This is a genomic window from Glycomyces halotolerans (assembly GCF_054779575.1).
Map to the genome: position 1 here is coordinate 79522 of NZ_BAAGXZ010000001.1, position 25305 is coordinate 104826.

Annotated in this window: 21 protein-coding genes; 10 read left to right on the plus strand and 11 right to left on the minus strand. The window is 70.9% G+C overall.

From position 1 onward, the window contains the following. Positions 1-78: 78 nt before the first annotated feature. The 5 genes from ACYVL2_RS00440 to ACYVL2_RS00460 all read left to right on the plus strand — a co-directional run bounded on the left by ACYVL2_RS00440 (position 79) and on the right by ACYVL2_RS00460 (position 7523). Positions 79-3150 (plus strand): ATP-dependent helicase, encoded by a 3072-nt coding sequence (locus ACYVL2_RS00440; protein ID WP_460539041.1) that lies wholly within the window; start codon positions 79-81, stop codon positions 3148-3150. Next, a complete protein-coding gene (locus tag ACYVL2_RS00445) occupies positions 3143-6187 on the plus strand; it encodes a UvrD-helicase domain-containing protein (protein ID WP_460539043.1) in 3045 nt (1014 codons plus the stop codon). The genes ACYVL2_RS00440 and ACYVL2_RS00445 overlap by 8 nt, the downstream gene beginning before the upstream one ends. A 144-nt stretch (positions 6188-6331) precedes the next feature. After that, a complete protein-coding gene (locus ACYVL2_RS00450) occupies positions 6332-6808 on the plus strand; it encodes a nuclear transport factor 2 family protein (protein ID WP_460539045.1) in 477 nt (158 codons plus the stop codon). A gap of 134 nt (positions 6809-6942) precedes the next feature. Continuing rightward, a complete protein-coding gene (locus ACYVL2_RS00455; protein ID WP_460539047.1) occupies positions 6943-7140 on the plus strand; it encodes a ribbon-helix-helix protein, CopG family in 198 nt (65 codons plus the stop codon). Further along, entirely contained in the window at positions 7137-7523 is a 387-nt protein-coding gene (locus tag ACYVL2_RS00460; protein WP_460539049.1) for a type II toxin-antitoxin system death-on-curing family toxin, read from the plus strand. The genes ACYVL2_RS00455 and ACYVL2_RS00460 overlap by 4 nt, the downstream gene beginning before the upstream one ends. Positions 7524-7595: 72 nt before the next feature. On the opposite strand, the gene ileS is transcribed toward ACYVL2_RS00460, so the two are convergent. After that, on the minus strand, positions 7596-10742 hold the full coding sequence (gene ileS / locus ACYVL2_RS00465) for an isoleucine--tRNA ligase (RefSeq protein ID WP_460539051.1): 3147 nt from the start codon (positions 10740-10742) through the stop codon (positions 7596-7598). A gap of 456 nt (positions 10743-11198) precedes the next feature. On the opposite strand from ileS, the gene ACYVL2_RS00470 reads away from it, so the two are divergent. Then, entirely contained in the window at positions 11199-13328 is a 2130-nt protein-coding gene (locus tag ACYVL2_RS00470) for an anthranilate synthase (RefSeq protein WP_460539053.1), read from the plus strand. A 46-nt stretch (positions 13329-13374) separates the two neighbouring features. On the opposite strand, the gene ACYVL2_RS00475 is transcribed toward ACYVL2_RS00470, so the two are convergent. Together ACYVL2_RS00475 and ACYVL2_RS00480 are read right to left on the minus strand one after the other, a co-directional pair. Continuing rightward, the gene (locus ACYVL2_RS00475; RefSeq protein WP_460539055.1) at positions 13375-13815 is read right to left on the minus strand and encodes a PIN domain-containing protein; all 441 of its coding nucleotides are present in this window, start codon (positions 13813-13815) and stop codon (positions 13375-13377) included. Next, positions 13812-14039, minus strand: coding sequence for a hypothetical protein (locus tag ACYVL2_RS00480; RefSeq protein ID WP_460539057.1), 228 nt, complete (start codon positions 14037-14039; stop codon positions 13812-13814). Before ACYVL2_RS00480 ends, ACYVL2_RS00475 begins: the two co-directional genes overlap by 4 nt. A gap of 99 nt (positions 14040-14138) precedes the next feature. On the opposite strand from ACYVL2_RS00480, the gene ACYVL2_RS00485 reads away from it, so the two are divergent. From ACYVL2_RS00485 to ACYVL2_RS00495, 3 genes are read left to right on the plus strand one after another with little or no spacing between them, the layout of a single operon-like run. Next, complete coding sequence (locus ACYVL2_RS00485; RefSeq protein WP_460539059.1) at positions 14139-14717, plus strand: dihydrofolate reductase family protein; 579 nt, start codon at positions 14139-14141, stop codon at positions 14715-14717. Between the two features lie 24 nt (positions 14718-14741). Next, positions 14742-15644, plus strand: a complete 903-nt coding sequence (locus ACYVL2_RS00490; protein ID WP_460539061.1) for a 2-hydroxyacid dehydrogenase — start codon at positions 14742-14744, stop codon at positions 15642-15644. A gap of 52 nt (positions 15645-15696) precedes the next feature. After that, positions 15697-16530, plus strand: coding sequence for a hypothetical protein (locus tag ACYVL2_RS00495; protein WP_460539062.1), 834 nt, complete (start codon positions 15697-15699; stop codon positions 16528-16530). Between the two features lie 60 nt (positions 16531-16590). On the opposite strand, the gene ACYVL2_RS00500 is transcribed toward ACYVL2_RS00495, so the two are convergent. The 4 genes from ACYVL2_RS00500 to ndk all read right to left on the minus strand — a co-directional run bounded on the left by ACYVL2_RS00500 (position 16591) and on the right by ndk (position 18744). Next, the gene (locus tag ACYVL2_RS00500; protein ID WP_460539064.1) at positions 16591-16875 is read right to left on the minus strand and encodes a hypothetical protein; all 285 of its coding nucleotides are present in this window, start codon (positions 16873-16875) and stop codon (positions 16591-16593) included. Then, positions 16872-17252, minus strand: a complete 381-nt coding sequence (locus tag ACYVL2_RS00505; RefSeq protein ID WP_460539066.1) for a hypothetical protein — start codon at positions 17250-17252, stop codon at positions 16872-16874. Before ACYVL2_RS00505 ends, ACYVL2_RS00500 begins: the two co-directional genes overlap by 4 nt. A gap of 661 nt (positions 17253-17913) precedes the next feature. Further along, entirely contained in the window at positions 17914-18279 is a 366-nt protein-coding gene (locus ACYVL2_RS00510) for a tRNA-binding protein (RefSeq protein ID WP_460539068.1), read from the minus strand. A gap of 51 nt (positions 18280-18330) precedes the next feature. Then, complete coding sequence (ndk, locus tag ACYVL2_RS00515) at positions 18331-18744, minus strand: nucleoside-diphosphate kinase (protein WP_460539070.1); 414 nt, start codon at positions 18742-18744, stop codon at positions 18331-18333. Between the two features lie 184 nt (positions 18745-18928). Between ndk and ACYVL2_RS00520 the strand changes: the two genes are divergently transcribed. After that, on the plus strand, positions 18929-20320 hold the full coding sequence (locus ACYVL2_RS00520; protein ID WP_460539073.1) for a VOC family protein: 1392 nt from the start codon (positions 18929-18931) through the stop codon (positions 20318-20320). 6 nt (positions 20321-20326) lie between these two features. On the opposite strand, the gene ACYVL2_RS00525 is transcribed toward ACYVL2_RS00520, so the two are convergent. The 4 genes from ACYVL2_RS00525 to ACYVL2_RS00540 all read right to left on the minus strand — a co-directional run bounded on the left by ACYVL2_RS00525 (position 20327) and on the right by ACYVL2_RS00540 (position 25280). After that, on the minus strand, positions 20327-20848 hold the full coding sequence (locus ACYVL2_RS00525) for a GNAT family N-acetyltransferase (protein WP_460539075.1): 522 nt from the start codon (positions 20846-20848) through the stop codon (positions 20327-20329). Then, complete coding sequence (locus ACYVL2_RS00530) at positions 20845-21210, minus strand: DUF4233 domain-containing protein (protein WP_460539077.1); 366 nt, start codon at positions 21208-21210, stop codon at positions 20845-20847. Before ACYVL2_RS00530 ends, ACYVL2_RS00525 begins: the two co-directional genes overlap by 4 nt. Beyond that, positions 21203-22540 (minus strand): bifunctional folylpolyglutamate synthase/dihydrofolate synthase, encoded by a 1338-nt coding sequence (locus ACYVL2_RS00535; protein WP_460539080.1) that lies wholly within the window; start codon positions 22538-22540, stop codon positions 21203-21205. Before ACYVL2_RS00535 ends, ACYVL2_RS00530 begins: the two co-directional genes overlap by 8 nt. A gap of 64 nt (positions 22541-22604) precedes the next feature. Continuing rightward, entirely contained in the window at positions 22605-25280 is a 2676-nt protein-coding gene (locus ACYVL2_RS00540) for a valine--tRNA ligase (protein ID WP_460539082.1), read from the minus strand. Positions 25281-25305: the final 25 nt, after the last annotated feature.

Sequence of the window (25305 nt, forward strand, 5' to 3'; positions counted from 1 at the left end):
CGCGGCGGGCTGACGGCCTGTCGGTGCCCTGTGATTGGGTTAGTACCCATGAGGGGAGCGGCCGGGCCTGCATACGAGTTGACCGATCCGCCCGCCGCGCCGTACGAGTTCGATCTCGATCCGGCGCAGCGGGCGGTCGCCGCTCACGCCTCGGGACCGCTGCTCGTGCGAGGCGGCCCGGGCACCGGCAAGACCGAGGCGCTGATCCGAGGCGCGGCCGCGAAAGTGGAGTCGGGGGTCGAACCCGACTCGGTCCTGGTCTTCGGTCTGCGCCGCCAGGACACCGCGTACCTGCGCGGCCGGATCAACGCGATGACCGCGAAGCTCTCCGCCGCCGAGGTCGGCGTGTTCACCTTCCCCGCATTCGCCTTCGCGGTGCTGCGGGCGGCGGCGGTCGCCGACGGCCGCGGCGAGCCGCGCCTGCTGACCGCGCCCGAGGCCGACACGCTCATCCGCTCGATGCTCGCGACCGAGGACTTCGGGTGGCCCGAGGGGCTCTCGGAGGCGCTGCGCACCTACGCGTTCACCCAGCAGCTGCGGGACCTGGTGCTGCGCTGCGGGGAGCGCGGCGTCGACGAGCGGACGCTGGCGGCGCTCGGACGCGAACACGATCGTCCGGAGTGGATCGCCGCGGCGCGCTTCTACGACCGCTACGTCACCACGCTGGCGGTGCAGTCGGTCTCCAGCGCGCTCTACGACTCGGCCGAGATCGTGCGGGCCGCCGCCGCCGAGCTGCGACGCCGGCCCGAGCTGTACCCGCGCCCGGCGTGGGTCTTCGTCGACGACCTCCAGGACGCCACTCCGGCGCATGTGGAGCTGCTCGAGCTGCTCGCCGGCGACGGCGCGAACCTGGTCGCCGCCGCCTGCCCCGACGAGGCCGTGTTCGGCTACCAGGGCGGCGACCCGGAGATCGTCCGGCACTTCCCCGACCGGTTCGCCACGCTCACCGGCGAAGAGGCCCCGTCGGTGCAGCTGTCGGACACGCACGCGGTGGCCTCGGCGCCGCTGGCGGCCACGGTGGCGCTGTCGCGGCGGCTGCGCGGACCCGACCGGGACCGGCGGCGCGGCACCGCCTCGGAAGCCGAGGGCTCGGCGTCGGTCAGGTTCCTGCCGTCGCCGACGCGGGAGGCGACGTTCATCGCCGACACCGTGCGCCGCGCCCACCTGATCGACGGCGTGGCCTACGGCGACATGGCGGTCGTCGTCAAGTCGGCCTCCTCGATCCCGCATCTGCGGCGCGCCATGCAGCACGCCGGGGTGCCCACGCGGCAGGCCGCCGACGACGTCCCGCTGCCGGCCCACCCGACCGTCCGGGACCTGCTGCGCATCGTCCTGACCGGCCGGCACCCCGAGCGGCTCGACGAGGCGACGGCCGCCGGTCTGCTGCACTCGGCGTTCGGCGGCGCCGATCCGTTCGCCGAACGGCGCCTGCGCCAGGAGCTGCGGCGCCTGGCCGTCGCCGCCGACGACTTCTCCCCCGCCTCCGACCTCCTCGTCGAGGCCCTCGGCGACCCCGGCGAGATCGCCTCGCTGCCCGAGGAGCCGTGGGCCGAGCCGGCGCGCAGGCTCTCGGCGCTGTTCACGGCCGCGCGCACGCCCGGCTCGGTCACCGAGGTCCTGTGGACGGTCTGGGAGACCTCCGGCATGGGCGAGCGGCTGCGCCGCCGGGCCCTGTCGTCCGACCGGCGCGCGCAGCGGGCCGACGCCGAGCTCGACGCCGTGATCGCGCTGTTCGACCTCGCCGCCGACTACGAGCACAAGCAGCCCGGCGCGGGCGTCGACGTGTTCTGCGAGCACGTGCTGCACCAGGAGCTGCCCGGCGACTCACTGTCGGCCCGGGCCGACCTCGGCGACGCGGTCACGCTGACCACCGCCCACGCCTCGCACGGACGGCAGTGGGACTTCGTGGTCGTGGCCGGGGCCCAGGAGGGCTCGTGGCCGAACCTGCGGCCGCGCGGCTCGGTGATGGGCGCCGAGGCCCTGGTCGACATCCTCGACGGCCGCGCCGACGTCGACGCCGTGGCGCAACTGCTCGACGAGGAGCGGCGACTGTTCTATGTGGCCTGCACCAGGGCGCGCGGGCGCCTGATGGTGACCGCCGTCGACTCCGACGACCAGCAGCCCAGCCGGTTCTGCACCGAACTCGGGCTGGAGCCGGCCGTCCCGCCGCGCGGGGTGCGGCCGCTGAGCCTGGCCGCGCTCGTGGCGCGACTGCGCGAGGCGGCCGTCGACGAGACCCACCCCGGGCGGGCGGCGGCAGCGGCGCAGCTCAAGCGGCTCGCCGAAGCCTCCGTGCCCGGGGCGGACCCGGCGAGCTGGTGGGGGCTGGCCGAGCTGTCCGACGAGCGGGCCCTGGCCATGGCGGGCGAGACGGTCAAGATCTCGCCGTCGCAAGTGGAGAAGACCCGCCAGTGCGGGCTCCGCTGGGTCCTCGAGTCCCACGGCGGCGACGACGGCGACCTGCTCCCCCGGCACATGGGGACGCTCCTCCACGCCGCCGCCGAGGCCGTGGCCGAGACGCCCGACGCCGATCCGAGCGCGGTGATGGAACGCGTCGTCGCCGAGCACTTCGACCGGCTGCCGTTCGAGGCCCCGTGGCAGGCGGCCCAGGAGCGCCGACGAGTCTCCGGCGCCGTCGAGCGGTTCGCGAACTGGCTGCGCGCCAACAAAAGAGAACTGCTCAGCGCCGAGCGGTCCTTCCGGGTCAAGCTCGAACTCGGGCCGCCCGGCGTCGAAGTGGTCATGTCCGGCCAGGTCGACCGGCTCGAGCGCGACGAGAGCGGGCGGGTCTACATCGTCGACCTCAAGACCGGCAAGCACACCCCGACTCAGCGGGAGGCCGAGGACAACCCGCAGCTCGGCGCCTACCAGCTGGCCGTGTCGGAGGGCGCCTTCGAGGAGGGCGGCGAGAGCGGCGGCGCCGAGCTGGTCTACCCGAGCGTGGACAACAAGACCAAGACCAAGTCGCTGCGGCAGGGCCCCTTGAGCGAGTCCGAGAACCCCGACTGGGCGCGCGAGGTCGTCGACGAGACCGCCCACCAGATGAGCGGTCCGGTCTTCGAGGCGCGGTACTCCTCCAAGTGCGCCACCTGCTCGGTGAAGAACTGCTGCCCCATAGCCGAGGAGGGACGGCAGGTGACCGATGAGTAGTCGCACCCGCTACAGCGCGCTGGGGCTCGCGAACCGGCTCGGGGAGGCGAACCCGACCCCCGAGCAGCAGGCGGTCATCGAGGCCGGTCCCGCGCCGCTCCTGGTGATCGCCGGCGCGGGTTCGGGCAAGACGACCACGATGGCCGACCGGGTGGTGTGGCTCATCGCCAACCGGGTGGCCCGGCCCGAGCACATCCTCGGCCTGACCTTCACCCGCAAGGCCGCCGCCGAGCTGTCGGCGCGGGTGCGGGAGAAGCTGCGGAAACTCGCCGAAGGCATCCCCGAACTGTCCGAACTGCACGGCGAGCCGACCGTGTCGACCTACAACGCGTACGCGGCGAGCCTGGTCTCCGAGCACGGCATCAGGGTCGGCGTCGAGCCGAGCACCCGCGTGGTCACCGAGACGGGGCGCTGGCAGCTGGCGCGGGACCTGGTCACCGCCTGGGACGGCGAGATGACCGAGTTCGATGTCGGCATCGACAAGGTCACCGAGCTGGTGCTCAGGCTCTCGGGGGAACTGGCCGAGCACCTGCGCGACGGCGAGGACCTGCGCCACTTCGGGCGGCAGCTCGGCGCCGACCTCGAGGACCGGCAGGCCGGACGCGACAACGCCGAGTTCCGGGCGCTGGCGGCGCTGCTGCGCAAGCACGAGCAGCTGCTGCCGCTGGTGGAGGCTTGGGAGCGGCGCAAGCGCGAGCACCGCGTGATGGACTTCGCCGATCAGCTCTCTCTGGCCGCCGAGCTGGTGGCGCTGGCCCCGGAGATCGCCTCGACCGAGCGGGACCGGTGGCGGGTGGTGCTGCTCGACGAGTACCAGGACACGTCGCATTCGCAGGTGACGCTGCTGCGGGACCTGTTCGGCCAGGGGCACCCCGTGACGGCCGTGGGCGACCCGAACCAGTCGATCTACTCCTGGCGCGGGGCCTCGGCCGGCACGCTGCAGCGCTTCCCGACCGACTTCCCGGACACCGCCGGGGGACCGGCGTCGACGGTGTACTTGACCAGGTCCTGGCGCAACCGCGAACGCATTCTCGACATCGCCAACGCGGTCTCGGCGCCGCTGCGGGCCGGGACGGTGCCGCCGTTGACCGCCGGCGTCGAAGGCGCCGGCGCGGTGGACGCGGCGATGCACCTGACGGCAGACGAGGAGGCCGCGTGGGTGGCCTCGCGCCTGGTCGAGCACTGGCGCCGGGACAAGGGCGAGACGGCGGCGGTGCTGGTGCGCAAGCGCCGGCAGATCCCGGCGCTGCACCGGGCGCTGACCGCGGCCGGACTGCCGGTCCAGGTGGTGGGTTCGCTCGGGCTGCTGTTCTATCCGGAGGTCGCCGAGGTGGTGGCGATGCTGCGGGCCGCCGCCGACCCGACCAGCGGGCCGGCGCTGATGCGGCTGCTGACCGGGACCCGCTGGAGGATCGGCCCGCGCGACATCGGAGCGCTGTGGAACCGGGCCCGCGAACTGGCCCCGGACGTCCGCGGTTTCGAGCCCGACGCGGGCGTGGAGACCGAGGCGTCGCTGGCGGACGCGCTGGCCGATCCCGGCGAGCCGGAGCGTTATTCGGCGCTGGGGTACCTGCGCTTCGTCCAGCTCCACGAGGAGCTGTCCTGGATTCGCGGCAGGCTCGGGCAGAGCCTGCCGGACGTGGTCGGCGACGTCGTCTCCAAGACCGGTCTCGATGTGGAGGTGATGCTCCACCAAGGCGATCTGTCCAACCTCGACGAGTTCACCGACATCGCCGCCGCCTACGAGAACGACACCAGCGGCGCGAGCATCCCGGGTTTCCTGTCGTATCTGGAGTCGGCGGCCGAACGCGAGCGCGGCCTGGTCGTCGAGGGCGCGAGCACGGTCGGCGGCGTGGTGCAGCTGATGACGGTGCACGCGGCGAAGGGCCTGGAGTGGGACGTGGTCGCGGTGCCGGGGCTGTGCGAGGGGATCCTGCCGGGGGGTGGGCCGGGCTCGACGTGGGTGACCGACCCGTCGCGGCTGCCGTATCCGCTGCGCGGCGACGCCGACAACCTCCCGTGGCTCCACTTGGCGGACACGCGCGACCCCAAGGAGGTCAAGGACGCGTTGCGGGCGTTCAAGGCCGCCGACAAGGAGGCGAGGCTCGACGAGGAGCGGCGGCTCGCGTACGTCGCGTTGACCCGCGCCAAGCGCCGGCTGCTGGCCAGTGGTTACTGGTGGGACGCCGAGAGCGGCAGGCCGCACGCGCCGGCCCCGTACCTCGAGGAGGCCCGGGAGGCGGGCGCGGTGATCGCGGCGTGGGCCGAGTCGGGCGATGCGAATCCACTGGAGGACCAGGGCAGGACGGCGCAGTGGCCGCGGGAGGCGCCGTTGGGCTCGCGGCAGGACGCGTTCGCCGCCGCCGCCGAGCTGGTATTGGCCTCCGACGGCGAGCTGAGCGACGCCCCGGCGGCCCGCGAGTGGGCCGAGGAGGCCGAGCTGCTGCTGGCCGAGCGCGAGGAGCGGGAGTCCGGTGTGGTGCGGATCCCGCGCCCGGAGCGGCTGTCGACCTCGCAGCTGATGGCGCTTCGCGCCGACCGGGAGGCTTTCGCGGCCTCGCGGCGCCGCCCGATGCCGCAGCCGCCGCGCCAGGTCACCCGCCGCGGCACCGAGTTCCACGCCTGGGTGGAGGAGTTCTTCGGCGGTGGGGCGCTGTTCGATCCCGCCGACCTGCCCGGAGCGGCCGATGAGGCGGTGGGCGACGAGGAGTTGGCGCGGTTGAAGGAGCGGTTCCGGGCCTCGGAGTGGGCGGGCCGGAGCGCGGTGGCCCAGGAGGTGCCGTTCGTGGTCGAGTACGAGGGCGTGGTGGTCCGCGGCCGGATCGACGCGGTGTTCTCCACCGACGACGGCGGTTACGAGGTCGTGGACTGGAAGACCGGGCGGCCGCCGGAGGGCGCGGCGGCCGAGGCCGCGGCGTTGCAGTTGGAGGTCTACCGGAAGGCCTGGGCGAAGCTCAAGGGCGTCGACGAGGACCGGATCGGGACGGCGTTCTACTACGTGTCCGAGGACCGCACTTGGCGGCCGGAGTTCTCGTAGGGATCGCGACGCCGATCATTCGATCGCACTTCCCGAGGGGTTTGCACGCTGGTGCTAAAGTCGCGTCGACCCCGGAAGCCCCTGCCGCTTCGGCGGGGCTTCGACACCCCGGGCACGACCCGGATCCCTGATCGATTGGAACCCATGAGCATTCAGAGCAAGCTCACCGCCGCTCGCCGCGGTACCGCTCTCGCCGGCGGCGCTTTCGCCATGACCCTGGCGCTGGCCGCCTGCGGTGGCGGCGCCAGCCCTGAGGGCGCTGTCGAGGACTTCCTCGACAACGGCGTCGAGGACCTCGTGAACGCCCTGGTCGACGGCGACACCGACCGCGCCGCCGAGCTCGGTGAGAAGCACCTGTGCGGCGACGTCGCGGACGAGATCAACTCGCAGACCGAGGAGATCGCCGCGATGACCGATGACGAGCGCGCCCAGATGCGGGAGATGATGGGCGAGGAGCTCATCCCCGAGGACTGGTCGTACGAGCTCGGCGAGACCACCGAGGACGGCGACACCGCCACCGTCGAGGTCGAGATGACCGAGAACGGCGAGACCAGCTCCGAGACCTTCGACCTGGTCAAAGAAGACGACGAGTGGAAGATCTGCGGCGACTTCATGGGCTAGTGCCGCGGAGAGCCGCAATTGAGGGCCCGGACGCCTGCGGCGTCCGGGCCCTCACTGCGACTGAAGGATCCGACACGCCTACAATCAGGCAAGACAGCTTGCTACTACGTGCTACCACGAGATAGCATTATCGTATGGCCATGACCTTGCGACTTTCAGAAGAAGACGACCGGTTGCTGACTGAGCGTGCCGAGAAGGAGCACCGCTCCAAGCACGAGCTTGCCGTCGAGGCGATTCACAGTTATCTCACTGAGAGAGAACAGCGGTTCAATCAAGCGCTCGAACGTGGCATGGAACGCCACCAGGAGCTCTTGGAGCGGCTCGCGAAGTGACCGAGTACCTCAACCTCAAACAGCTCATCAAGATCGCCTGCCGTGTGACCGGCAGTACAGAGCCGCCTGTACGCGACTGGGGGCTCCTCGAGTCGGCGGAAGCTCGGCCGCAGTCGAGTATCTTCGGCGCGGACGCCTACCCGTCCCTGCACGAAAAAGTAGCGGCTCTCGTTCACTCGCTGGGACGGAACCACGCGCTGATCGACGGCAATAAACGACTTGCCTTCATGGCTGCTTTCACGATGTACGAGCTCAACGGATACGATCTCGAGCCGCCTACCCCGGAAGAAGGCGACGCCTTCTTCCGGGAGGTCGCGCAAGGCGACCACGAGGTTCCTGAGATCGCGAAGGTCCTAGCCACCTGGACACGGCCGCTCGGCTAGGCCGCGATTGACCCCCGACCGAGCACGGAACCGGCTGCCCTCGATCGGGGGCAGCCGGTTCCGATTGCTCTTCTAGAGTTTGCGGACCGCGGCTCTGACCGTGCGGCCTTCTCCGGCTTCGCCGGAGGTGGCCTCTTCGGGCAGGTCGCCGAACGTCAACTCTCTCGCGAGCGTCTCGCCTTCGACGAAGGCCCGGTGGGCCTCCACCGCGTCGCGGACCTCGGCTTCGCCGTCGACGGTGACCGCGACCCGGTCGGACACGTGCAAATCGGCGTCCTTGCGGGCCTGCTGGATCACCCGGACCACGTCGCGGGCGACACCTTCGGCGGCCAGCTCGGGGGTCACCTCGGTGTCGAGCACGAGCACGCCCGCCTCGTTCGGCAGCGCCTGCGTCCGGTCGGCCTCGGTCGGCACGAGCGTCAGCTCGTACTCGCCGTCCTGGAGCTCGACGCCTCCGGCGGTCACGGTGCCGCCCTCGGCGGTCCAGTCGCCGGACTTGACGGCCTTGATGACGCGCTGCACGTCCTTGCCGAGCCGGGGGCCCAGCACTCGCGGCACCAGCTTCAGGTCCGATTTGCAGTAGGCGTCAAGGTTCGAGTCGAACTCGACGGCCTTGACGTTCAGCTCGTCCCGCAGCAGGTCGGCGAACGGCGCGAGCCGTTCGGCGTGGCCGGTGGCGACGGTCAGCTTGGCCAGCGGCAAGCGCACCCGGAGCTTGCGGGCCTTGCGCATGAACAGGCCCACCGACGCGACTTCGCGGACGGTGTCCATCGCCTCGACCAGGTCGTGGTCGGCGGGCAGCTCCTCGGCGTCGGGCCACTCGGCCAGGTGGACCGACCGCCCGCCGGTCAGGCCCTTCCAGATGTCCTCGGTGACCAGCGGCAGCAGCGGCGCGGCCACCTCGCAGGCCGTCTTCAGCGCCGTCGCGAGGGTCGCGAAGCCGCGCCCGTCGCCCTCCCAGAACCGGTCGCGCGAGCGGCGCACGTACCAGTTGGTCAGGCTCTCCAGGTACGAGCGGAACGCGGCGGTGGCACCGGCCAGGTCGTAGTCGTCCATGGTCTCGGACATGGTCTCGACCAGTTCGCGGGTCTTGGCCAGCAGGTACCGGTCGAGCCGGTGCTCGCTGGCCAGTGCGGCCGTTCGAGCCTGTTCCGGGGTGGTCTCGTATCCGGAGGCGCCGGCGTAGAGCGTGTAGAAGTACCACACGTTCCACAGCGGCAGGACCACTTGGCGGACCGCGTCCCTGAAGCCGGTCTCGGTGACGGGCATGTCGCCGCCGCGCAGCACCGGGGAGGCGACCAGCGACCAGCGCATCGCGTCGGAGCCGTACTCCTCGAAGGAGGTGCGCACGTCCGGGTAGTTCTTCAGCGACTTCGACATCTTCTGCCCGTCGGCGCCCAGCAGCGTCCCGTGCACCAGGGCGGTGCGGAACGCGGGCCGGTCGAACAGGGCCGTGGCCAGGACGTGCAGCGTGTAGAACCAGCCGCGGGTCTGGGCGGTGTACTCGACGATGAAGTCGCCCGGGTAGTGGTGGTCGAACCATTCGGCGTTCTCGAACGGGTAGTGCACCTGCGCGAACGGCATCGAGCCCGACTCGAACCAGCAGTCGAGGACCTCGGGGACGCGCCGCATGGTGGACTTGCCGGTCGGGTCGTCCGGGTTGGGGCGGGTGAGCTCGTCGATGCCGGGGCGGTGCAGGTCGGTGACCTTGACGCCGAAGTCGCGTTCGAGCTCGGCCAGGGAGCCGTACACGTCGACGCGCGGGTGGTTCGGGTCGTCCGAGACCCAGACCGGGATCGGGGCGCCCCAGAAGCGGTTGCGGCTGATGTTCCAGTCGCGCGCGCCGGCGAGCCACTTGCCGAACTGGCCGTCCCTGATGTGGGAGGGGGTCCAGTCGATCTGGTCGTTGAGCTCGACCATGCGGTCGCGGAACCGGGTGACCGCGACGAACCAGGCCGACAGGGCCCGCTGGATCAGCGGTGAGCCGCAGCGCCAGCAGTGCGGGTAGTTGTGGTTGTAGGTGTCGTGGCGCAGCAGGCTCTCGGCGGCCTTGAGGTCCTTGATGATCGCCTTGTTCGCGTCGAACACGTGCATCCCGGCGTAGGGCGGCACTTCTTCGGTGAACCGGCCGGAGTCGTCGACGGGCACGACCGGTTCGATGCCGGCCGCGTCGGTGACGAGCTTGTCCTCTTCACCGAAGGCCGGCGCGATGTGGACCACGCCGGTGCCGTCGTCGGTGGTGACGTAGTCGGCCGCGAGGACGCGGTGCGCGTTCGTCCTGCCGGCGAAGAAGTCGAACGGCGGCCGGTATTCGAGGCCGACCAGTTCGGCGCCTTTGTGGCGCGAGACCACGCGCGGGTCCTCGCCCAGTTCGCGGGCGTAGGCGGCGACGCGGGCCTCGGCGAGCAGGTAGCGGGAGCCTTCGGCCTCTACGACCGCGTAGTCCACGTCGGGGTGGACGGCGGCGGCGAGGTTCGACGGCAGCGTCCACGGCGTGGTGGTCCACACCAGCAGCTTCGCGCCGGCCAGGGGGCCGTCGCCGGCGACGTCGAGGCCGACGGTGACGGCCGGGTCCTGCCGGTCCCGGTAGGTGTCGTCCATCTTGGTCTCGGTGGCGGCCAGCGGCGTCTCGCAGCGCCAGCAGTACCACAGGACGCGGTAGCCCTCGTAGATCAGGCCCTTGTCGTAGAGGGTCTTGAAGGCCCACATGACGCTCTCCATGTAGTCCAGGTCGAGCGTCTTGTAGTCGTTGTGGAAGTCGACCCAGCGGGCCTGGCGGGTGACGTACTCCTCCCACTCGCCGGTGAACTGGAGGACCGAGGCCTTGGCGGCGGCGTTGAAGCGGTCGACGCCGTACTCCTCGATGTCGGCCTTCGACTTCAGGCCGAGCTCCTGCTCGGTGGTGACTTCGGCGGGCATGCCGTGGGTGTCCCAGCCGAAGCGGCGCTCCACGCGGCGACCGCGCATGGTCTGGTACCTGGGGACGATGTCCTTGACGTAGCCGGTGAGGAGGTGCCCGTAGTGGGGCAGGCCGTTGGCGAAGGGCGGTCCGTCGTAGAAGACGAACTCGTTCGCGCCGTTCTCGCCGGCCGCGCGGGCCTCGATGGAGGCGTTGAAAGTGTCGTCCTTGGCCCAGAAGTCGAGCACGCGGCGCTCGACCTCGGGCAGGTTCGGGCTCGCCGGAACGCCCCGGGCGGGGTCGTCGAGTGGATAGGCCATTGGCGCGGTGTCTCCGTCTCCTCATCACACCTTGCGGACATCTGGTGTGCGAGGACGAGCCTTCGGGCCCGCGGTACCACCTCGCTTGGCGCGCCGCAGGCGCGCCCGCTCGATTCGGCGGCGGTGACGGGCCGCTCCCGTCCGGTTCTACTGAGGCCCGCGCGAATGCGGGGCCCGTTCTTCCGGAAGCTCGCCGGTGATGGCCGGGTCTGCGCTCTTGCGTCCAAGTCTAGCGCCCGCCCCGGCGCGCCTCCTACCGGATTTGTTCCCACGCTTCGGACAGGTAGCATCGGTGTCGTGAGAACTCCCGCACGCACCTGGTGGTGGCGTCGCTTAGGCGGCGCTCCTGCTTCTGCGTGCAGTTAGGCGGCGACCGCCTCGATGGTGGTCGCTTCGTCGTATCCGGGGTCGGCCGCCTCGACGCGGGACCGGAATCCCAGCAGAAACCGAGGCCCGATGACCACGTTCCAGACACCCTCAGGCGTGACGGTCGACCGCACCGTCGCCGATCTTCCCGACCACGATCTGACCTCGATCGTCGCCCAGGTGGAGGCCCGCCGCGGCGGCGTGCTGTCCTCCGGCATGGAGTACCCGGGGCGGTATTCGCGCTACCACCTGGCCTATGTCGACCCGGCCCTCGAGGTCGTCGCCAGGGGCCGCTCAGTGAAGGTTCGGACCCTGAACGCCCGCGGCTACCTGCTCGTCGACGTCTTGGCCGACGCGCTGGCCGAGTCCGGGATCGGCGAGGTGACCCGCGATGACCACGAGGTCCGAGTGGAGGTGCCCGCGCCGACCGGTCGCGTGCCCGAGGAGGAGCGGTCGAAGCTCCCGACGGCGTTCTCGGCGCTGCGGGTCATGCGCGACGCGCTCGCCTGCGACGACCCCTACCTGGGCTTCTGGGGCGCGTTCGGGTACGACCTGGCCTACCAGTTCGAGCCGATCGCGCTCGCGAAGGACCGCGCTCCCGACCAGCGGGACCTGGTGCTGCACCTGGCCGACGAGGTGTACGTCGTCGACCGCAAGCGCGAGACCGCCGAGGTGCGCCGCTACGAGTTCTCGCTGGGCGGGCGCTCGACGGCGGGGCTGGCCCGAGCGACCGAGGTCCTGGAGTACGAGCCGGCCTCCGAGGTGCCGGACGGGCCGGTGCCGGGGGTGTACGCCGACACGGTGCGGCGCGCCAAGCGCGAGTTCAAGGCCGGGAACCTGTTCGAGGTCGTGCCGGGGCATGAGATGTACGCCGCGTGCGATTCGCCGACGGCGTTCTATGAGCGGCTGCGCGAGGCCAACCCGGCGCCGTACGAGTTCATCTTCAACCTCGGCGAGGGCGAGTACCTGGTGGGGGCGTCGCCGGAGATGTTCGTGCGGGTGCAGGGCCGCCGCGTGGAGACGTGTCCGATCTCGGGCACGATCGCGCGCGGCGACGACGCGATGCACGACGCCTCCCAGATCGCCGAGCTGATCGGCTCGCCGAAGGAGGAGTCGGAGCTGACGATGTGCACCGACGTGGACCGCAACGACAAGGCCCGCGTGTGCGTGCCGGGGTCGGTGAAGGTGCTGGGGCGCCGCCAGATCGAGATGTACTCGCGGCTGATCCACACCGTCGACCACATCGAGGGGCGGCTGCGGGACGACATGGACGCCATGGACGCGTTCTTGACGCACATGTGGGCGGTGACGGTGACCGGCGCGCCGAAGACGTGGGCGATGCGGTTCATCGAGGAGCAGGAGACGACGCCGCGGCGCTGGTACGGCGGCGCGGTCGGCTTCATCGGCTTCGACGGGTCGATGAACACGGGCTTGACGCTGCGCACCGCGCAGATCCGGGGCGGGGTCGCTTGTGTCCGGGCCGGGGCGACGCTGCTGTACGACTCGGAGCCTGAGGCCGAGGAGGCCGAGACGCATTTGAAGGCCCGTGCGCTGCTGGAGACGGCCGCGGGCGGGATCGGGGCGGCCGCGGCGGCGCCGACGCCGATCGAGGTCGCCGGGGGCCGGGCGGGCGAGGGCCGCAAGGTGCTGCTGGTCGACCACGAGGACTCGTTCGTGAACACGCTCGGCGACTATTTCCGGCAGCACGGCTGCGCGGTGACGACGCTGCGGTTCGGTTTCGACGCCGCCGAGGTGCTCGAGGAGACCGACCCGGATCTGGTGGTGCTCTCCCCGGGGCCGGGCCGGCCCGAGGACTTCGGGACCGCCGCGCTGCTGGACGAGATCGCGCGGCGCGACCTGCCGGCGTTCGGCGTGTGTCTGGGCCTGCAGGCGATGGTAGAGCACGCCGGCGGCGAGTTGTCGCTGCTGCCCGAGCCGAGCCACGGCAAGCCCGGCAGTGTGAAGGTCCTCGGCGGCGGGCTGTTCGAGGGCCTGCCAGATGAGGTCACCGCCGCGCGCTACCACTCGCTGTACGCCACTCCGGACCAGGTCAAGGGCGGTTTCGCGCCGACGGCCGCAATCGACGACGTGGTGATGGCGATCGAGGCGCCGAAGCGGCGCTGGTTCGCCGTCCAGTTCCACCCCGAGTCGATCCTGACCGCCGCCGGAGCGCACGGCCACCGGATCATCGGCAATGTCCTGCGCCTGACTGCGAAGTAGGCCGCATGTCCGAGGCCGGTGGCGCCGCGGCGCCACCGGCCGCAAGCTACTCGAGGTCGTCGGGGAGCAGCTGGAATGCCTGTTCGAGCCCGGAGATCGGAACGATCTTTCTGAAGTGTCGCCGGTCGAGTGTGAGGATCGCCGCCGTGGAGAAGCGGGACGCCAGCACTACATTGACGGCATCGGTCAAGCCGATCTGAAGCGCTCGGTATTGGGCGCGCACAGGCCGTGTCGCCGCGAGGAGGTCCGGGTCGACCGTCGGCACCGTGTACGCGCCTTCGTTCACCTTCGCCGCGATGTGGTCGGTGATCGCCATTGCCGTGTCTTCGCCGAGGTGGCGGGCAACAAGGTAGTCCAGTTCGGCGAGGACGAGCGGCGAGAGGACGAGATGGCTGGACAGGGCGATGGCCTTCCTGCACGCCTCGTGCTCCGCCTCGTCGGTATTGATGGTGGCCAGCAGGCCCGAGGTGTCCGCGATGAGGATCAACGGTCGGTTCCGAAGCCGTCCAGGAGTTCATCGGTCCGGTCCGCGAGCCGCCTTCCGGCACTCGCTGTCGGCATCTCGCAGGAGCCGAGCGGTTCGCCGTGCTGAGCGAGGACCAGGTCCACGCCTTCGCGCAGCAGCTCGGCTTCGCTGCGTCCGAGCCGTGCCGCCATCCGCTTGAGGCCCTCGCGCTGATCTTTCCGCAGGTAAACCGCTGTCTGACGCATACACGTATTGTACACGTATAGGACGGTGCAGGGCCGGAACGACACGAAGTCCGCCGACTTCGCTTCCGCGATGTCGGTCGTCCGTGGTTGGGTGGTCGGATGGCCAAAACTGTCTACAACACCGCAACGAGCATCGACGGGTACATCGCCGATCCCGATCATTCGCTGGAGTGGCTGTTCTCGGTCGAGGGCGGCCACCCGGACGACGCCGACGCCGAGGAGGGACCCCTCGGGGAGTTCGACCGGTTCATGGCCGGGGTCGGGGCCGTGTGCATGGGCGCCTCGACCTACGAGTGGATCCTCGCCCACGAGAAGCTCATGGACCATCCCGATCGGTGGCCGTACGAGCAGCCGTCGTGGGTGCTCACCCACCGCGACCTGCCGGCCGTGCCGGGCGCCGATCTCCGCTTCGCCTCAGGCGACGTCGCGGGCGTCCACGCCGAGATGGCCGAGGCCGCCGGCGAGAAGGACCGGTGGATCGTCGGCGGCGGCGACCTGGTCGGCCAGTTCTTCGACGCCGGGCTGCTCGACGAGATCATCGTCTCGGCCGCGCCGGTGTTCCTCGGCGGCGGCGCGCCGCTGCTGCCGAGGCGGATCCTGTCCGACCGGCTCGAACTGGCCGAAGCCAAGGCCGTCGGGCAGTTCGCGTGCCTGAAGTACCGCGTGAGGCCGGTGTGACCGGCGGGCTCGTACGATGACGGCATGAAAATCTGGATCGCTCACGAAGCGGGACGCGAACGTCTCGGCCCGATGCCCACCGGTGTCGAGGTCGAGGTGTTCGACGGCGGCTCCTATCCTTCCGACCCCACCGACGTCGAGTTCTGGGTGCCTCCCGGCTCGGTCGAGCCTGCCGAGGTCCTCAAGGACTTCCCGAGCCTCAAGGTCGTGCAGCTGCTCAGCGCCGGCGCCGAGACGTGGGCGCCGGTCGTCCCCGAAGGCGTCGTCCTGTGCAACAACCGCGGCCCGCACACCGAGTCGACCGCCGAATGGGTCATGGCCGCCGCCCTGGCCTCGACGCGCGACCTCGACCGGTACGCGCGTCTTCAGGCCGAGCACGACTGGGCGCCGAAGTCGTCGCCGGGCCTGGTCGGGCGGTCGGCGCTCATCATCGGCGCGGGCGCCATCGGCGAGGCGGTGGCCCGGAGGTTCGAGGCCTCGGCGGTGAACGTCACCAAGGTCGCGCGCACTCCGCGTCCTGGCGTGCGCACCGTCGACGAACTGCCGCAGCTGCTGCCGGAGGCCGACGTGGTCGTGGTCATCGTGCCGCTCACCGAAGCGACCGCCGGTCTGGTCGACGCGGCGTTCCTCGCCCGCATGAAGGACGGCGCGCTGCTGGTCAACGCCGCGCGCGGCCGGGTGGTCGACACGGAGGCGCTGACCGCCGAGGTCGCCTCCGGGCGTCTGCGCTGTGCCTTGGACGTCACCGAGCCGGAGCCGCTTCCGGCCGACCACGAACTGTGGGGCCTGGAGGGCGCGATCATCACCCCGCACGTGGGCGGCGCGGTCAAAGGCGCCCTGGGCCGGATGTACCCGCCGATCGGCGACCAGATTCGGCGCTTCGCCGCCGGTGAGCAGCTGGTCAACGTGGTCTCCGACGGATATTGACGGGACCTTCGGCGCGGCCCCGGCGTTGGACCGGCGCGGATACGATCGGGGCATGACCTCGCCCTCGCGCCCAGGCGGTGGACGGGCCGCCGACCCGTACCAGTGGTCGTGGCCGGCCACCGATCCCGGCCCGCCGGAGCCGAGGCGGGAACCGGCCGGGCCAGGACCGAAGGCGCGCGCCGGACTGGTGTTCCTCGCGGTCGTGGCGGTGATGGTCCTGGTCGTCGCGGGCCTGGTGGCGCTGCTCGGCGACGACGGCGAGACCCCGGGCGGCCCGACCGGGCCCGAATGCGAAGCCGGGGAGGCCTGCGGAGCGCACGAGCCGAGCCTCGAACCGGAGGCGATGGAGATCCCGGACGGCCATCTGGGCGTCCGCTCGCTCGGGGCGCTCACGCCGATCCCCGACGACGGCTGGTTCGATTATCGCGGCCCGGGCGCGGACGAGCTGCTCGCCGAGGACGCGCACGCGGTCAGCGTCTCGCACACCGACACGTGGATCTCGTACATGATGGTCGGACGGCTCGGCGAGTTCGGGCTCAACGCCGACCCCGAGGACCTGCACGGCACCGCGACCGAGATCATCGACACGTGGGTGTTCGACTACCCGTACAGCAGCGCGACCAATGTGGCCAGGTCGGAGCCGGTCCTGACCGACACCGTCGTCGACTCGCACCCGGCGGTGCTCCTCGAGACTCGCGTGACCTGGGACTCGCTCGAGAACTCGCCCGACACTTATGAGGACGTGGCGCTGCTGCTGGTCGATCCCGGGGACGACGGGATCTTCCTCGGCGTGGCGGCCGTGCCCGAATCGGGTTCGCACCGCTTCGAACCGGCCGTAGAAGCGCTCCTGGCCACGACGTTCCAGCACAACAAGTACTTGCCTTAGCAGCCGCTCGGGACGGCTCGCGGCGAGAGCCGGAGCCGAGACGGCCGGCCATGGCCCGGTTCATCCTTCGCAGTCGCGGAACGTGCGGTGCCAAATCCGGACGGCGGCGGCGATGATGGGACCGGCGTGGGCCCCGGCCCAGTCGGCGTTGGCCGGTTCGGACAGCACCAGGCGCGGCTCGCCGCCGCACAACCCGAAGCCGACGCCGGAGGGCGCCCGGCCGCACAGCAGCAGCCGGAGCCGGTCCTGCCCGATCGGCCAGGAGTACTGGATCAGTCGGCCGTCGACGGTCTCGGTGCCGAGCACCGGCAGCCCGGCGGCGTCGATGACGTTGTGAAGGCTCATGCGGCACCGCCCGGGGCGAGCGCGGCGGTCGGCACCGGGCCGTGCCATGGCGGCGGGATGGGGACGACCAGGTAGCGGGACCCGTCCGGGCGGGTGTGCAGGCCGGGCGCGTTCGGATCGCGCTCGGGAGTCCGGGCCGGTGCCGATGGGACGCTCGGCGGGGTGACGCCCTGCGGTTGGGGCTCGCGGTCGCGGCCGTCGTGGTCGGCGAAGTAGGCGGTCCAGCCCAGACCGGAGGCGAGCGCGGCGAGCATGAGGTAGGCGAACCCGAGCAGCAGCATCAGGCGCTTCGCAGTGTGGTGCTCGGTTTCGTCCGCGACCGCCGGCAGCGGCGCCGTCTCGGCTTCGGCGGCCGGTTCGGGCTCTTCGAAGGACACGCGCCAGGCATAGGACGGGCGCGGCCGGGGCTCGGGACGGCGACCTGCCGATATCGGTGACGGGCGGCGGGGCGGCAGAGTCCAGGGCGCCCCCGGCTCGCGGGGACGCTCGGACTCGGGCGAACCGGGCTCGGCGGGGAGCGCCCAGGCCGGGGTGGCGGAGGTGGGCCGGACGGCGGTCCACCTGATCGGGGCGGTGTTTCGCTCTGTTGCGGGCACCGGGTTTTGGCGTAGGCTGACAGAGACCAAGGGAGGTTTTCCTTCCGATGGTAGGGAGGCGGCCCGCCGGACAGTTTGGCGATTGAAGGGCGGGCCGCCGCTTCCTATTCAGTTGTCGCGCAGAGCGCGTGTCGAAACTTTGGCATCGGCGTCAGATCCGAGTCAAGGCCGACACGCCCAGACGTGCGAAAGTCGACTAGACGCAACGCGGGGCCGGGAGAGTCGCTCTCCCGGCCCCGCGACGTGTTCGCAGAGCTCCCGGCCAAGCTTCGGCACTAGACGGAGCCGAAGTCGAAGTGGACAGTGATGTCTCGCACCCGACCACCGAGCGCATGCCGCTCTCCTACTTCGAGCTCGAGGAGTCAAGGCTGCAAAGAGAGCGGCTCCGCCGCTCAGCTTGCCGGACGGCCGATCGGGCTTCCCATCGAGATCGATCGGTCTCTCAGGAGACCCGTGCCCCCGGCGGGACCTCCGCGTCCGGGGACAGGAGCACGACTTCGTCGGTGCCCGGCACGGGGACGCCGAGCACCAGCACCTCCGACATGAAGTCGGCGATCTGCCTGGGCGGGAAGTTCGTCACCGCGACCACCGTGCGCCCCACCAGTTCCTCGGCGGTGTACCGCGCGGTGATCTGGGCGCTGGACTTGCGCTCCCCCAGTTCGCCGAAGTCGATCCAGAGCTTGTAGGACGGTTTGCGGGCCTTCGCGTTGACCTCGGCGCGGGTGATGCGTCCGGCGCGGATGTCGACGCGGAAGAAGTCGTCGACGCCGATCTGCTCGACGGCCGCTCGTTCATGGGTCGATGCCATCGCCACAAGATACCGACGGCGGCCCCGCCGCCGCCAGCCGTTAACCGGTGTCTAAGCGCCGAACCACAGGTCGATCTCGCGCTTGGCCGACTCCTCGGAGTCCGAGGCGTGGACCAGGTTCCGCTGGTTCGACAGCGACAGGTCCCCTCGGATCGTTCCGGCCTCGGCCTTGCGGCCGTCGGTCGCGCCTGCGAGCGCCCGGACCGCCGGGATCGCCTCGTCGCCTGCGGCGATGAGGGCCACCAGCGGCGCGGAGGTCATGAACTCCTTCAGACCCGGGTAGAACGGCTTGCCGACGTGCTCGTCGTAGTGGGCGTCGGCGAGCTCGGAGTCCATGGTGCGCAACTCCATCCGCTCGATGCGCAGTCCCTTCCGCTCAAGCCGGGAGAGGACCTCTCCGATGAGTCCGCGCTCGACGGCGTCGGGTTTGATCAGCACGAGCGTGCGCTGCTCGGTCACGGTCACTCCTAAGGGTCACTGTCGGATTCGGTGCGCCGGTCTGCGGCTGCGCGGGCACGCTGGGAGGAACCTGCGAGCCGTGGCCCGGCCGCGCGTGGGTGCCATCCTAAGCGATGTTGTGCCGATTGCCGCGGCCACGTAGCATTCTCGTAGAAACCCGGTTTCCCCAGTTGTGGATGAGGTGTCCCAGATGCCCCCGAGACAACCACCCCGTCCGGCTCCCAAACCCTCCAAGGCCCCCAAGGGCGGCGGCAAGGGCGCGGCGCGAGGCGGCGCAAAGGGCGGTGTCAAGGGCGGCTCCAAAGCCAAGGGAGGCGCCCGGAAGGCCGCGCCGCCGCAGAAGGCCGCCAAAGGCAAGGCCGCGTCCGGCAAGGGCATGACCGCCGAGCAGCTGCGGCAGCAGCGCCTGCTGCTGGACCAGCAGCGCCGGCAGCGCGAGGCCCGGTGGTGGGCGGCCAATCAAGCGGCACTCCACCAGTTGCATTCGACGCAGCACCACGCCGCCGGAGGCGAGGCGATCGGGACGGTCCTCAACGGCGACCGGCGGCTGCGCTGGCGCACCTCGCATGCCGTCGGCGCGATCACTTTACTGATTCTCACCGCCTTCTTCGGCGCGATGGCGCTCGGCGCCCAGAGCATCGGTGTCGGCGTCCTGGCGTTCCTGTGCCTGGCCGGGGTCATCACGTTCGTGACCATCGAGCATTCGGCGCGGCGGTTCCCGCAGCCGGTGCCCGCGCCGCCGGTGATCGGCGAGCACCGGCTGGAGGACCTGATCGTGGAGGACGACCCTCCGCATCCCAGGGCCGCACCGGAAGGCGAGCCGTCGCTGGACACACTGGAGGACCTCTTCGAGCCGCCTGAACGGGAGGCGCCGCCCGCCGAGCCTCCCAAGGCCGCGCCTGAGCAACGCGAACCGGAGGCGGCACCTGAACCGCCTGCACCGCGCGAGCCGGAGGCCGCACCGAGCCCGCCTCCAGAACCGCCGGCGCACGAGAGCACCGGGTCGGCGACCGCGGCGGCCGAGTCGTCGGCACCGCGGACCATCGTGGCCCCGGTCGAGCCGCCACCGCGGGCCGAGCCCGAACCGCCGGAGAGCCGGCCGCTCCCCGAGGGCCGGGTCCCCGCGCCGCCCCGGCAGCGCTCCTCGCCGGAGGGCGGACCCGTCCCCGACGACCTGTCGGAACTGCTGTTGTCGGAGCAGCGGTTCAAGAACACCGACGTCACCGAGGTGGCCGCGACGCTCATCGTCGCCGACCTACAGCGGTCGGTCGAGTTCTACACCGACGCACTGGGACTGGCCATCACCGACCGGACCGACGAAGCCGCCGTCCTCGAGGCCGGGTTCGGGAAGATCCTCCTGTGGGAGCGGCCCGACGCCCCGCCCGGCGAGACCGGCGTCATGCACCTGACGTTCGAGGTCGGCGACATCGACGCCGCGTTCGCCGAGCTGAACGCGGCGGGCGTGGAGTTCCTGCACCTGCCGCGCACCGCGCTGCTCGGCCAGCACTACGAGCTGCGGGCCGCGGCCTTCCGCGACCCCGACGGCCACGGCCTGGCCATCACCGAGCACCGCGAGCGCTGAGGGCGCTCAGCGGCGGATCTCGTAGACCTTGCAGGGCACCTCGAGTCCCGGCACGGTCGTCTCGCGTTCCAGGGTCATGCCGAGTTTCTCGGCCACGCGGACCGAAGCGGCGTTGTCGCTGTGAATGCATGAGACGAGGCGGTCCAGGCCCATCTCCTCGAATGCGAAGCGGATCGCCTCACGGGCGGCCTCGGGGGCGTATCCGGCTCCCCAGCGGCTCCGCTTGAGGCGCCAGCCGACCTCGACCGCCGGGAGGATCTCGGGCAGGAACTCGGGCACGGCCAGCGCGGCGAAGCCGATCAGCTCGCCGGTGTCGGCCAGGCACACCGCGAAGGTGCCCCAGCCGGTCTCGTCCCAGTGCTTGATCGTCTTCTCGAGGCCGGTCCGGGTCTGTTCGAGCGTCCGCAGCCGCCCGTCGCCGATGAACCGCATGACCTCGGGGTCGGCGTTGATCTCGGCGAACGGCTCGAGGTCGGCTTCGGTGAAGGGCCGCAGCAGCAGCCGTTCGGTCTTCAGTCGCACGGTCATCGCTGCGGCGGCTTCCGCAGCTGCCGGGCGACGTGCCAGCAGTAGAGCCACACCAGGCCGAAGACGACGCCCGCGGCGCCGAGCGACCAGTGGAGGAACCAGCAGGCTATGAGTCCGACCTGGACGACCGCTCCGGCCGGCCAGACCCACGGGCGCTTGGCCATGCCCGCCAGGACGACGCAGGCGGCGGCCAGGACGAGGACGGCGGTGATCGCGACGGTGGCGTCGTCGAGCAGGATGTTCATCGGGACGATCGCGAGCAGCAGTGCCAGCGCCTCGAAGGCGAGCGCGAGCGCGGCCAGGCCGCGGGCGGCGCGCTCGGGGTCGCGCAGGCCCGACGGGGCGGGTCCGGGTTCAGCCACGGCGCTTCACCAGCAGTTTCCGGGCGTCGGCGACGGTGAACACCGAGCCGGTGATGAGCACGCCGCCTCCCGATTCGTAGACGTCGTCGGCCTCTTCGGCCAGTTCGATCGCGCGGGCGATCGCGTCCGACAGGTGCGGCAGGACCGTGACCCGTTCTTCGCCGAGGATCTCGCGGGCGGTCTTGCCGAGGGTCGCGGCCGGCAGCGAGCGGTCGGAGGAGGACCTGGTGACCACGACTTCGTCGACGATCGGGTCGAGCAGTTCGAGCATGTGGTCGGTCTCCTTGTCGGCGAGCATGCCGACGACGGCCACGAGTTTGCGGAAGTTGAACTCCTCGTCGACGGCCCGGGTCATGGCCTCCATGCCGGCCGGGTTGTGGGCGGCGTCGAGGATGACGGTCGGGGCGGTGCGGACGACTTCGAGGCGGCCCGGGGAGTCGAAGTCGGCGAAGGCCTCGCCGACGATCTGCGCGTCGAGGGCCTTCGGTTCGCCGGCGCCGAGGAGGACTTCGACGGCGGCCAGGGCGAGCGCGGCGTTGTGGGCCTGGTATTCGCCGTGGAGCGGCAGGAAGAGGTCCTCGTAGCGGGCGGCTTTGGTCTCGACGGTGATCTGCTGTCCGCCGACGGCGACTTCGCGGGCGGTGACCTCGAAGCCGCGGCCTTCGGCGACGAGCCTGGCGCCGACGGCTTTGGCGCGGCGCAGCAGCGGGCCCATCGCGTTGCGGTCCTGCGCGGAGGTGACGAGGGTGGCGCCTTCGTGGACGATGCCGGCCTTCATGGTGGCGATCTCTTCGATGGTGTTGCCGAGCCACTTGGTGTGGTCGATCGCGATCGGGCTGATGACCGCGACTTCGGCGCCCAGAATGTTCGTCGAGTCGGTCTCGCCTCCCAGTCCGACTTCGACGACGCCGACGTCGATCGGGGTGTCGGCGAAGGCGCTCATGGCGAGGGCGACGGTCATCTCGAAGTAGGTGAGCGACTCCTCGAACTGGGCGTCGACGAGGTCGGCCAGCGGCGCGATCTCGTAGTAGGTCGCGGCGAGCCGGTCGGCGGCGATCGGTCGGCCGTCGATGCAGATCCGCTCGGTCACGTTGTCCAGGTGCGGCGAGGTGAACATGCCGGTGCGCAGTTCGTGCCCGCGCACGAGCCGCTCGATCATGCGGGTGGTCGAGGTCTTGCCGTTGGTGCCGGTGATGTGGACGGACCTGAAGGCCCGCTGCGGGTCGCCCATCATGTCCAGCAGCGCTTTGATCCGGTCGAGCGTGAAGTCCCAGCGGGAGAACCCGCGGGCTTCGAGCGCGGCCTCGACCTGCGCCAGTTCGGCGTTCACCGTGTTGTCCCCCTTTAACGAAGGGCGGCCGTCCACTGCGGGCGGCCGCCCTGGCCGGCTTCGTCTAGCGCAGGCGTTCCAGCTGCGCGGTGACCCGCGCGATGTCGGCCTCGGCGGTGGCCTTGCGGGTGCGGATCTTCTCGACCACGGCATCGGGCGCCTTGGCGAGGAACGCCTCGTTGCCGAGCTTCTTGGTCGTGCCGTCGAGCTCCTTCTGCGCGGCTTTGAGGGCCTTCTCGAGGCGGGCGCGCTCGGCGGCGACGTCGATCGTGCCGGAGGTGTCGAGCGCGACCGAGATCTGGTCGGAGACGGCGAGTTCGGCGGTGGGCGAGAAGTCGCCGGCGGGCTCGTCGAGCTTCGCGAAGGCGCGGACGAGGCCCTCCTGGTCGGCCAGGCCGGCCGCTTCGAGACCGGTCAGGCGCGCGGCCACCGACTGGCTGGGTTTGACGCCCTGGTCGGAGCGGAAGCGCCGCACCTCGACCACGAGGTGCTGCAGGGCCGACACGAGCCGCTCGGCGTCGGCGTCGGGCTCATCGGCCGCCGGCCAGGCGGCGACGGTGAGGGATGGGGCGGGGCTATGCCCCTCCGGTTTGGGGCTGTGGGTGGGGCGACGGGTGGGCGATTCGCCGCGGGCTTCGCCGCCGGTGAGCTCGAGCCAGAGCTCCTCGGTGACGAACGGGATCACCGGGTGCAGCAGCCGCAGCAGCCGGTCGAACACGTGGCCCAGGACGCGGCGCGTGTCTTCGGCGGCCTGCCCGCCTTCGGCGAGGACCGGCTTGGTCAGCTCGAGGTACCAGTCGAAGACGTCGTCCCACGCGAAGTGGTAGAGCGCGTCCATCGCCTTGGCGAACTCGTACTGCTCGAAGTACTCGTCGACGGCGGTGATCGTGCGCGAGAGGCGGGAGAGGATCCACCGGTCGATCAGCGAGAGCCCGGTCGGCAGGTCGCCTTCGACGGTGGCGCCGCTCATGAGCGCGAACCGGGTGCCGTTCCACAGCTTGTTGCAGAAGTTCCGGCTGATCTCGGCCAGCTCGATCGAGGCGATGTTGTCGGCGCCGGGCTGGGCGTCGCGGGTCAGCATGAACCGCAGCGCGTCGGCCCCGTAGGTGTCGACCACCTCGAGCGGGTCGATGCCGTTGCCCGAGGACTTCGACATCTTCTTGCCGTGCTTGTCGCGGATGAGGCCGTGGAAGAACACCTCGCCGAACGGGGCCCGGCCCATGGCGTAGGTCCCGAACATCATCATCCTGGCGACCCAGAAGAAGATGATGTCCTGCGCGGTGATCAGCGACGCGGTCGGATAGAACTTCTCCAGCGCGGGCGTCTGCTCGGGCCAGCCGAGCGTCGAGAACGGCCACAGCGCCGAGGAGAACCACGTGTCGAGCACGTCCGGGTCCTGGACGTAGCCTTCGGGGGCCTCCTCGCCGGGGCCGACGCAGACCTCTTCGCCGTCGGGCCCGTACCAGATCGGGATCCGGTGGCCCCACCACAGCTGGCGGGAGATGCACCAGTCGAGCAGGTTGTCGACCCACGAGAAGTAGCGCTTCTCCATCTCCGGCGGGTAGATCTTGGTCTCCCCGGAGCGCACCGCGTCGCCGGCGCCCTTGCCGAGGCGCTCGACCTTCACGAACCACTGCTTCGACAAGCGCGGCTCCACGGCGGTGTCGCAGCGCTGGCAGTGGCCGACCGCGTGCACGTAGGGCCGCTTCTCGGAGACGACGCGGCCTTCGGCGCGCAGCGCCGCGGCGATCGCGCCTCGGGCCTCGAAGCGGTCGAGGCCCTCGAACGGGCCGTGCGCGGTGATCACGCCGCGCTCGTCCATGATCAGCGGTGCGTCGAGGTCGTGGCGCTGCCCGATCGCGAAGTCGTTCGGGTCGTGGGCGGGGGTCACCTTGACCGCGCCGGTCCCGAACTCGGGATCGACGTGGGAGTCGGCGACGATCGGGATGCGGCGGCCGGTGAACGGCACCTCGACGGTCTTGCCGAGCAGGTGCGAGTAGCGCTCGTCGTCGGGGTGGACGGCCACGGCGGTGTCGCCGAGCATCGTCTCCAGGCGCGTGGTGGCCACCACGATGGCGTCGTCGCCGTCGCCGTAGCGCATGCTGACCAGCTCGCCGGCGTCGTCGGAGTGCTCCACTTCGATGTCCGACAGGGCGGTCATGCACCTGGGGCACCAGTTGATGATGCGCTCGGCGCGGTAGATCATGTTGTCGTCGTAGAGGCGCTTGAAGATCGTCTGGACCGCCTTCGACAGGCCCTCGTCGAGGGTGAACCGCTCGCGGTCCCAGTCGACGCCGTCGCCGATCTTCTTCATCTGGGAGGAGATCCGGTCGTGGTAGACCTCCTTCCACTGCCACACGCGCTCGACGAAGGCCTCGCGGCCCAGGTCGTGACGGGACAGGCCCTCCTCGTCGGCGATCTTGCGCTCGACGACGTTCTGCGTGGAGATGCCGGCGTGGTCGGTGCCGGGCAGGAACAGGGCCTCCTTGCCGCGCATGCGCTCGCGGCGCACCACGGCGTCGATGAGCGTGTGGTTCAGGGCGTGCCCCAAGTGGAGCTGGCCGGTCACGTTCGGCGGCGGGATCACGATGCAGTAGGGGTCGCGATCGGAGTCGTCGGCAGCCTTGAAGCGACCGTCGGATACCCAGCCTGCGTAGCGCCGCGCCTCTACGTCCGCGGGCGCGTAGGTCTTCGGCAGGTGGGTGGTCCGGGTCGGCGTCTGCTTCGCTGCGTCTGTCACATGCCCAGTGTAAGGAGACCGCCGC